The sequence below is a fragment of the Kiloniellales bacterium genome (genome assembly GCA_030064845.1).
GTDB lineage: Bacteria > Pseudomonadota > Alphaproteobacteria > Kiloniellales > JAKSDN01 > JASJEC01.
This window is the reverse complement of the sequence record JASJEC010000105.1, coordinates 1-9,015: the sequence shown is the minus strand read 5'-3', so window position 1 is coordinate 9,015 and position 9,015 is coordinate 1. Positions and strand designations below refer to the sequence as shown.

Here is a 9,015-nt window from a genome sequence, read left to right as displayed (position 1 = left end):
CGCCTGGCCCGGCCGTCTGGTCGGCGAGGGCTTCCGGGCGGCGCTCAGCCTGAGCCCGATCGGCCGCGACGTCCGCCAGCGCTTCAAGAAGTGGGAAGACAAGTACGCCCGCAGCGAGAGCGAGGCCGGGAGCGCCCAGAGCTAGCCATACCGTCCCGCCGGCACGGCGGCTTGCCGGCTAATCCGGCAGGGGGATGAACTCGTCCTTGTCGTCGGGCGGCAGCTGGAAGCGGCCGTGGGCCCAGTCGCCCGCGCGCCAGGCCTCCTTGGCGGCCTCGATCTTCTCCTGCGACGAGGCCACGAAGTTCCACCAGATCAAGCGCGGGCCGTCCATGGTCTCGCCGCCGAGCAGCATGAGCCGCGCGCCAGCCTCGCCGGCGGTCATGGTCACCTTGGCGCCCGGACGGAAGACCAGCATCTGTCCCGCGTCGTAGCTCTCGCCCGCCAGGGTGCAGGAGCCCCCGGAGATGTAGACCCCGCGTTCCTCGTGCTCGTCGGGCAGAGGCAGGGAGGCGCCTGCCGCGAGCTGGACGTCGACATAGAACATCTCCGAGAAGGTCTTGACCGGCGCCCGCTCGCCGTAGGCCGTGCCCAGGATCAGGCGGGCTTCCGCGCCCTCCGCCTGGAACGTCGGCAGCTTCTCCGCGGGACAGTGCTCGAAGCCGGGGTCGGTCTCCTCGGCGCTCTTCGGCAGGGCGACCCAGGTCTGGATGCCGAAGATGTCGTGCGCGGCCTCGCGGGTCGGCGCGCTGGTGCGCTCGGAATGCGTAATGCCCCTGCCGGCGATCATCCAGTTGACCGCGCCGGGGTAGATCATCTGGTTGGTGCCCAGGGAATCGCGGTGCTGCAGCTCGCCGCTGTAGAGGTAGGTGACCGTGGCGAGCCCAATGTGCGGGTGCGCGCGCACGTCGATGCCCTTGCCGGGCGCGAAGCAGGCCGGGCCCATCTGGTCGAAGAAGATGAAGGGGCCGACCATCTGGCGCCTGCTCGACGGCAGCACGCGGCGGACCTCGAAGCCGCCGAGGTCGCGGGCGCGCGGGACGATCAGGGTGTCGACGGCGTCGGCCTGGGCGGCCTCCGGGCATTGCGGGTCGAGCGCTTGGTTCCAGCTCAACGGGCGTCTCCTCTGTCTTGCGGGGGCGGTTCAGCCGACCTTGGTCATCTCGGAGAGCGCGACGCTCTCGATGGCGCCCTCCGTGGCGGCGCGGAAGGCGGCGATATGGTCGCTCTCCATGTGGGCGCGCCAGAGCTCGCGCGTCTCCCAGTTCTCGAAGAACAGGAAATGGGCCGGGTCGTCGTTGTCTTGGTGCAGGTCGTACTGCAGGCAACCGGCCTCCGCTCGGGTCGGTGCCACCAGCTTGAGGAGCTCGGCCTTGGCCTGCTCAACCCTGTCGGGCCTGACGCGGATATCGGCGACGATGGTGAGCGTGCTCATGGCGCGGGCCTCCCCCTGCTCCTGGCGCATTCCCTCCGGCATAACTGGGCGCGGCCTCGCCACGGTACCAGAATTTTTTCCACCTAGAGCAGATCCGGTTCTTGACGGAATCGCCATAGGCGATCCGACAAGCCCGGTGAATCTCCTCTAACAAGTTGATATCGAGCGGATCAGAACGTCGGAGAACTCGGCCCGGTCATGGCCGGCGCCCGGTTCCCCGGATCTTCATATTTTCGTGGTAGGAAGCCTGAACAGACCAGCCGCCGCTGTGCGGGCGGTCTGTCGGCGGGGCCCGCCGGGACGCAGGGTCAGGCCGCGCTTGGAATGACGGCGACAAACCGCCATGTTTGCGAAACGCGCACGCCAAGAACAACCCCGTGAAACCGGAGGCCCGCAGCGAAATGAAGCGTCTTACCCCAGATACCGGCCTGAACGGCGGCGCGACGCCGTTCACCCAGCGCTACCGCCTGCCGGAGGCGATCCCTTTCGTCCTGGCCCACCTGGCCTGCCTGGGCGCCATCTGGACCGGGGTCCATTGGGGCGATGTCCTGATCGCCGTCGGGCTCTATGCACTGCGGATCTTCGCGATCGGGGCCGGCTACCACCGCTACTTCTCGCACCGCGGCTTCCGCACCAGCCGTGTCTTCGCCTTCGTCCTGGCCTGGCTTGCCCAGTCCTCGGCCCAGCGCGGCGTTCTGTGGTGGGCCGGCACCCATCGCCATCACCACCGTTTCTCGGACCAGGACGACGACGTGCACTCTCCGGTCCGCCACGGGTTCTGGCACGCCCATCTGGGCTGGATCTTCACGCCGCGCTACCACGCGACCAACCTGGACGCCGTCCCCGATCTGGCCAAGTTTCCGGAACTGCGCTGGCTCGACCGGAACCACTACCTGCCGCCGGTCGTCCTCGGTTTCCTGGTCTGGCTGCTCGCCGGCTGGTCGGGCCTGGTGGTCGGTTTCTTCTGGTCCACCGTGGCGGTCTGGCACGCGACCTTCTCGATCAACTCGCTCGCCCACGTCGTCGGCCGCCGCCGCTACCTGACCGGCGACCAGTCGCGCAACAACTGGTGGCTGGCGCTGCTGACCTTTGGCGAAGGCTGGCACAACAACCATCACCACTACCAGGGCTCGGCGCGCCAGGGCTTCCGCTGGTACGAGTTCGACCTGACCTACTACCTGCTGAAGGGGCTGTCCGCGGTCGGCCTGGTGTGGGATCTGCGCGAGCCGCCGCGGTCGGTCGTGCGCAGCGAGCAGAAGCTCGGCCGGGCAGTGGTCGAGAGAGCCGCCGGCCAGCTTGCCGCCAGCTTCCAGATCGAGCCCATCGTCGCCGCGCTCTCGGCCAGGATGGCCGATCAGAGGGCCCGCCTGGACAGCTCGTTCGACGAACTTCACGGCGAGCTGGTGGAACGCCTGGACCGCTGGCACAGGCACCTGGACGAGAAGGTCGAGACGGCCCGTCACGACGTGACGGAGCTGATTCGAAATGCCCACCTGCCCGAGATGCCCAGCCTCGCCGACCTTCGGACGCGGGCCGAGGACCTCTTCGTCCGCAGCCCCTCGATGAACGAGATCGTCGAGCGCGCGCGCCAGATGCTGTGCGACCAGCTCTGTGAGGCCTTGCTGGTGCGCGAGCCGGCCGTGACACCGGTCAAGCGCTGACAGGAGGGCGGCGCCGACAAAAAGGCGCCGCCACCGCCAAGAGGGCTTCGGCGCGGGGTAACATTTCCGGCACTGCCGTCGATTGAAGTGAACCGCGTCCGACTCTACCTCTTTTATGCCTTCCGATTCGGCTTTACACTAATTGAGGCAGCGCCAACCGAAGTGGTCCGCCGCGGCAGACCCTATTTGAGCGGTCCGGTCGGCGCGAGCGAAGTCGTGCAGGGAAGACGGCCGTGAGGCGCAAGACGTTGCGAGGGTTGCTTCTCGGGGTCACGCCCGTGCTGGTCGTGGCGGCGGTCGGCTACGTCTACGCCACCGGGGGGCGCTACGTCACCACCGAGAACGCCTACGTCAAAGCCGAGATCATCACGGTCAGCGCCAACGTGGACGGCCAGGTCGTCCGGGTTCTGGCCCGCGACAACCAGCGCGTCGAGGCCGGCGACCTCCTCTTCGACCTTGATCCCCGGCCCTTCGAGACGGCGATCGCGGCGGCCGAGGCGGAGCTCGCTCATGTGCGCCAGAAGATCTCTTCGCTGCGGGCCCACTACCGGGAGGGCCAGATGGAAGTGGCGGCCGCCCGGGAGCGCATCCGCTACCTGGAGATTGCCCACCAGCGGCAGCAGCAGCTCCTGGTCAAGGGCCATGGCACGCAGGTCCGGTTCGACGAGACCGAGCACAGCCTCGCCATGGCGCGCCGCCGCCTCGCCGTGGTGCAGGAGAACAACGCCATGGTGCTCGCCGATCTCGGCGGCAGTCCCGAGCTGTCGGTGGAACGGCATCCGCTCTTCATGAAGGCCGAGGCGGCGCTGACCCGCGCGACCCTCGACCTGGACTATGCCTCGGTGCGCGCGCCGTCGGACGGCACCCTCAGCAACGTGACCCTGCAGAGCGGAGAGTATGTCGAAGCCGGCGACCCGCTGTTCGCGCTGGTCACGATCGACCAGCCCTGGATCGAGGCCAACCTCAAAGAGGTCCAACTGACCCATGTCCGGGTCGGTCAGTCCGCCACGGTCGTCGTCGACAGCTATCCCAACGTGACGTGGCAGGCCCGGGTCGAGAGCATCAGCCCCGCGACCGGCGCGGAGTTCGCCATCCTCCCGCCGCAGAACGCCACCGGCAACTGGGTCAAGGTCGTCCAGCGCATCCCGGTCCGGCTCCGCCTGGAGAATCCCGATCTCGAGCGGACCCAGAGTCCGGAGTCGGCCGAGGGCGCGGACGTCGCCGCCCCACTCGGCGTGGGTCAGGACCTGCTCCGCGCCGGCATGACCGCCACGGTCCGTATCGACACGGGCGAGGAGCGCAAGCCCGCCGCCGTGTTCGGGCGTGTGCTTGCCGGTCCGGCCGAAGAGTAGGCGTGGTTCCCTTCGGTCCGGCGCCAGGCGGCGGGCGCTTTCCCCAGGCGCCCCGGTGAGCCGTGGCGAGCGGTGACGCGGCGGCCGGGGCCGGGGCGGCCGGCGAAGCGGCGCCGCCGAGCGCGATCACCGGGCGGGGGCTGCTGATCGTCTTTTGCTCGGCGCTGGGGACGGCCGCCTACTCCTTTACCTGGAATTCCGTCGGTGTCGCCCTGCCGCATATGCGCGGCGCCTTCTCGGCGACCACGGATCAGATCACCTGGGTGATGATCGCCTTCGTCATCGGCAGCGCGATGACCACGGCCTCGGTCGGCTGGTTCGCGGCGCGCTTCGGGCGCAAGCGGGTCTACCTCACGGCTGTGCTCGGCTACACCCTGACCCTGCTCGGCTGCGCGCTGGCCACAAGCCTCGAGGAAGCTGTCGCCTGGCGCTTCGTCCAGGGCGTTTTCGGCGCCGTGCTGATTCCCGTTGGGCAGACCATCGCGATCAGCGCCTTTCCGCCGGAGCGCTATACCCAGGCCAGTGCGCTCTGGGCCATGGGCTTCGTGACCTCCAACGTGGTCGCGCCGGCGATCGCCGGCTTCCTGATCGACAACTACGGCTGGCCCTGGATCTTCTATGTCACCATTCCCATCGGCCTGGCGATCTTCGCCGCCGCCTGGCTGCTGGTGCCGGACGAGGGGCGCGAGCAGAAGCGGCTCGACTGGATCGGCTTCACCACGCTGATCCTCGGCGTTGCGATCCTGCAGTTGATGCTGGCCCGGGGCGAGCGCCTCGACTGGTTCGACTCGACGGAGATCGTGGTCGAGGCGCTGGTCGCCGGCATCCTGCTCTATGCCTGCCTGGTCCACACCCTGACCGCGCGCCGGCCATTCCTGGAGCGCGCCCTGTTCGCCGATCGCGACCTGGTTCTCGGGATCATCTTCATCTTCCTGATCGGGGCCGCGCTGTTCCTGCCGCTGCTTCTCCTGCCCCTGCTGCTGCAGCAGATCGGCGGCTATCCGGCGATCGAGACCGGCTATCTTCTGCTGCCCAGGGGCATTGGCTCGGTGCTGGGCCTCCTCCTCATCGCACGCCTGCGCGACCGCGTCGACCCCCGCGCCATCCTCTGCTTCGGGCTGTTCGTCACCGCCCTGTCGACTTGGCTGATGAGCGGGTGGACCGTCGAGGTGCGGCCGAGCGACGTGGTGCTGGCGAGCTTCCTGCACGGCTCTGCGGCGGGCGCGGTCTGGGCGCCGCTCAACACCCTGACCCTGTCGCGCCTCAGCGAGCGCCTGCGCGACCAGGGCTTCGCGCTGTTCTACCTCTGCTTCGACATGGGCAACGCCATCGGCACCGCCTTGATCATCGGCATGCATACGCGCCACGGGCAGATCAACCGCGCCGTGCTCGGCGAGCAGATCACCCCCTTTCACGAGCAGGCGCGGTCCCGGCAACTCGACGATGTCTGGTCGCTCACCGAGGTGCCGGGCCTCGCCGCGCTCTCCGAGGAGGTCACCCGCCAAGCCAACATGATCGCCTATAACAACGCCTTCCTGGTCCTGGCCATCATCATGGCCGGCCTGATCCCCTTCGTTCCCCTTTTCCGCAAACTGCCCAAGCGCTAGCGAGCCCGGGTTGCCGGGCGCCGCGCGGTTCCGGCAAACCCGGACCTGCGCTAGCAGGCCGCCGAAAAAAGCCCGGAGCCCTTGATCACGGTCATCCTTCGACAAGCTCAGTATGAGGGTAAGTGTCTGAAACATATCGTCCTCACCCTGAGCTTGTCGAAGGGTGATGGTGCCGACTGTGCGCTTTTCCAGCAGCCTGCTAGAGGCGCTTGCGGCCCATCAAGAAGAGCAGCGCCTGGCGCATGCGGACCAGGGCCCGGTAGAAGGCTTCGCCGGCGATGCCGGGGCGCATAAGGGCGCCCAGCGCCCGGTTGGGCAGGCGCCGCCGGGTGGCGAGCTGGGACAGTCGGTGCATGCAGGCCCGGCCGTAGTAGAGCGCGCCGTCTTCCTGCAGGACCATGCCCTCGTCGAGATCGAGCCCGAGGCCCGTGACCAGGTCGACCTCGGGGCCCGCATCGCGCGCGTTAAGCACGCGCAGGCCCGGCAGTTCCGCGCTGATGCGCGCGAAGCGGCTGTAGGCCGTGCAGAAGGGACAATCGCCGTCGTAGAGCACCCAGGGCGTCGCAGCGAGGGCGTGGTCCTGCCCGAGCATGATGCGGCCGAGGGCCTCGGGGGGCGTCGCGCTCACTTCGCAATCGTGCACCGGATCTCCCTGTCCTGCCCTTGCGAGCGGCAATCGTCGACGGCGGGGAAGCCGACGGTCTCGAGGGCCTCTGCGAAGGTGGGCCTCACCCAGCCGCCGGCGTCGCGCATGACTTCCTCTATATGGCGCAGGGGCTCGGTATTCACAGTGTTGAGCCAGGCGCTGTGGCCGAAGCCGGGCCGTTCGGCGCCCAGATCGACCGTCGGATCGATCAGGTACACCGGCCGGCGGTTGTTGTAGCCGACCGGCATGATCACGTGCACGGCGACCTCGTCGGTCCCGTAGCGTTCGCGATAGCGCTCCGCCACCTGGTTCGCCAATTGGCGCATCATCCCCGGCCGGGTCGAGACCTTGCGGTATTGGCGCCGCGACAGGCTCCATTCGAGCCGGGGGAAGATCACCAGATCCCGCTCGGGCACGAGCACGGCCATGACGAATCCCGGCGACCAGCGATCGATCAGCTTCATGCGCCAGGAGAACTTATGCGCCTCGTAGGTCCAGGCGACGTCGCCCGGATAGAAGTAGTGCCGGAGCGGGAAGAGCGCCTGAAACCCGAGCCAGAGCACGCCAACCGTCAGCAGCGCGGCCTGCCGCCGCGACAGCGCCGACACGGGGTTCGCCAGGGCCGCCGCGCCGGTCTCGTGGGGCGCCTGCAGGCCGAGCAGCCGGCGCGGCCAGTCCGGGTCGAAGAACAGCGTGGTCAGGGCGATGGTCATCCACGGAAAGATGCCGATGTTGAAGACGAAATGGTTGGTCAGGTGAAAGCCGACGTAGAGCAGGAACACGGGCATGCGGGTCCGCTTCCAGAACAGCAGCGGCGCGCCGATGATGTGCAGTGCGATCGAGCCGTAGGCGCCGACCGCGACGGCCCAGTCGTACTGCCAGATCGCGCCGAAGAAGACCTCGTCCTGGGCATCGAGCAGCCACGTTCTGAGCGGCTCCAGGCGCAGCCAGTCCTCGTTGATCTTTACCAGGCCGGCGTAGAGCAGGACGATCTCCACCTGCAGCCGGGCCAGCAGCAGGTAGAAGGCGGCCACGGTGTGGCCCGACCTGGCGCCGCCGAAGATCAGCCGGTCGAGCGCGAAGACGCGGTTCGCCGGGCAAGCCGCGAAGAGCAGGCAGACGAGGATCAGCAGGTAGTAGTGATTGAGGTAGTACTCCTCGGCGAGGAGGAAGCCGTAGGTGATCAGCAGCGTCGCGGTCACCATCGCCAGACGGTAGACCAGCCCGGCCGCGACGCAGGCGCCGCAGACGAACAGCAGGACCTTCAGATAGGCCGCCGCCTCGGGACTTTCCGGCAGCCAGTGGAACCAGTCGTAGCGGAATACGTAGTCCCGCCCCTCGTTGGGCGAGAAGAAGTAGTCGCCCTTCCTGACCGCATCGACGCAGATCAGGATCCCGAGCAGGACACGCACGACGGCGAGCGAGGCGCCGTCGACCCGCTCGGCGAACAGCCCGCTGGCGTAGGCCGACATGCCGCCGAGCAGACCCGCCCCGCCGGTCCGGCTGCGCCCTCCGCTCCCTGCTGCCGCCGCGTCACTGGCCATGCCCCGGCTCCTCGGATTGCCTGGAAAACACCCGGAAAACCCTACATCGGAAGTGTTACGAAATAACACGCCATACGTGCAGCGGACCCCCGGCCGGCCTTGCCCCCCCTCAGCCTTGCTCCCTGGCCGCCGGGTTCTCGCGCGGCCGGTCGAGCGTGGCGACCAGGGCGGCCGCGAGCAGCAGCGCGAGGGCCGCCGCGAGGCTGGGCAGCTGGAAGCTGCCGGTCGCGTCGTAGGCCAGGCCGGCCAGGGCGGGTCCGACGATCTGGCCGAACCCGAAGGCCGCCGTCATGGCCGCCAATATCCGGCGGGGATCGCCCCCGGCGAGGCGCCGCGCCCCGACCAGGCCGAGCGCGGTTAGTCCCATGAAGGTGCCGCCGAGCAGCGCCGCCGCCAGGGCCAGGGCGAGCGGCTCGGTGGAGATCACGCTGGCGGCGACGCCGGCGGCCTCGACCAGGCAGGCCAGCGCGAAGGCGCGGTAGAGACCGAGCCGGTTCGACGCCCAGGTCCAGAACGCGACCGAGGGCGCGGCGGTCAGGCCGACCAGGAGCCAGGCCACGGGCTCCACGACCCTGAGCTCGGGCGCGGCGCGCACGATGTCGACCAGGAAGGTCGCGGTAATCACGTAGCCGAAGCCGAACAGGCCGTAGGCCGCCACCAGGCGCACCAGGCCCGGGCGCCGCCGGCCCGCGTCCGGCCTGGCCGCCGCCGGCGCGTGCCCGGTTTCCCGCGGGACCGCCCGCACGACGAAGAGCAGCGCGGCGAGCGAC

Annotated in this window: 8 protein-coding genes; 3 read left to right on the top strand and 5 right to left on the bottom strand. The window is 68.9% G+C overall.

Translation table 11 applies throughout. The annotated features are described in order from the left end of the window. Positions 1-178: 178 nt before the first annotated feature. Entirely contained in the window at positions 179-1,114 is a 936-nt protein-coding gene (locus QNJ67_22990; GenBank protein MDJ0611857.1) for a pirin family protein, read from the bottom strand. A 30-nt stretch (positions 1,115-1,144) separates the two neighbouring features. After that, positions 1,145-1,435, bottom strand: a complete 291-nt coding sequence (locus QNJ67_22985) for a putative quinol monooxygenase (GenBank protein MDJ0611856.1) — start codon at positions 1,433-1,435, stop codon at positions 1,145-1,147. Between the two features lie 401 nt (positions 1,436-1,836). On the opposite strand from QNJ67_22985, the gene QNJ67_22980 reads away from it, so the two are divergent. From QNJ67_22980 to QNJ67_22970, 3 genes are all read left to right on the top strand, one after another. Next, complete coding sequence (locus QNJ67_22980; GenBank protein ID MDJ0611855.1) at positions 1,837-3,096, top strand: fatty acid desaturase; 1,260 nt, start codon at positions 1,837-1,839, stop codon at positions 3,094-3,096. Positions 3,097-3,329: 233 nt separating this feature from the next. After that, positions 3,330-4,448 carry an HlyD family secretion protein gene (locus QNJ67_22975; GenBank protein MDJ0611854.1) on the top strand — a complete coding sequence of 373 codons (1,119 nt, stop codon included), beginning with the start codon at positions 3,330-3,332 and terminating at the stop codon, positions 4,446-4,448. 62 nt (positions 4,449-4,510) lie between these two features. After that, complete coding sequence (locus QNJ67_22970; protein MDJ0611853.1) at positions 4,511-6,055, top strand: DHA2 family efflux MFS transporter permease subunit; 1,545 nt, start codon at positions 4,511-4,513, stop codon at positions 6,053-6,055. A gap of 199 nt (positions 6,056-6,254) precedes the next feature. Here the strand turns inward: QNJ67_22970 and QNJ67_22965 are convergent, their stop codons facing one another. The 3 genes from QNJ67_22965 to QNJ67_22955 all read right to left on the bottom strand — a co-directional run. Continuing rightward, a complete protein-coding gene (locus QNJ67_22965; GenBank protein ID MDJ0611852.1) occupies positions 6,255-6,683 on the bottom strand; it encodes a DCC1-like thiol-disulfide oxidoreductase family protein in 429 nt (142 codons plus the stop codon). Then, positions 6,680-8,245, bottom strand: a complete 1,566-nt coding sequence (locus QNJ67_22960; protein MDJ0611851.1) for an HTTM domain-containing protein — start codon at positions 8,243-8,245, stop codon at positions 6,680-6,682. Before QNJ67_22960 ends, QNJ67_22965 begins: the two co-directional genes overlap by 4 nt. Positions 8,246-8,354: 109 nt before the next feature. After that, the coding region (locus QNJ67_22955; protein MDJ0611850.1) for a YbfB/YjiJ family MFS transporter at positions 8,355-9,015 on the bottom strand (661 nt) is incomplete at its 5' end.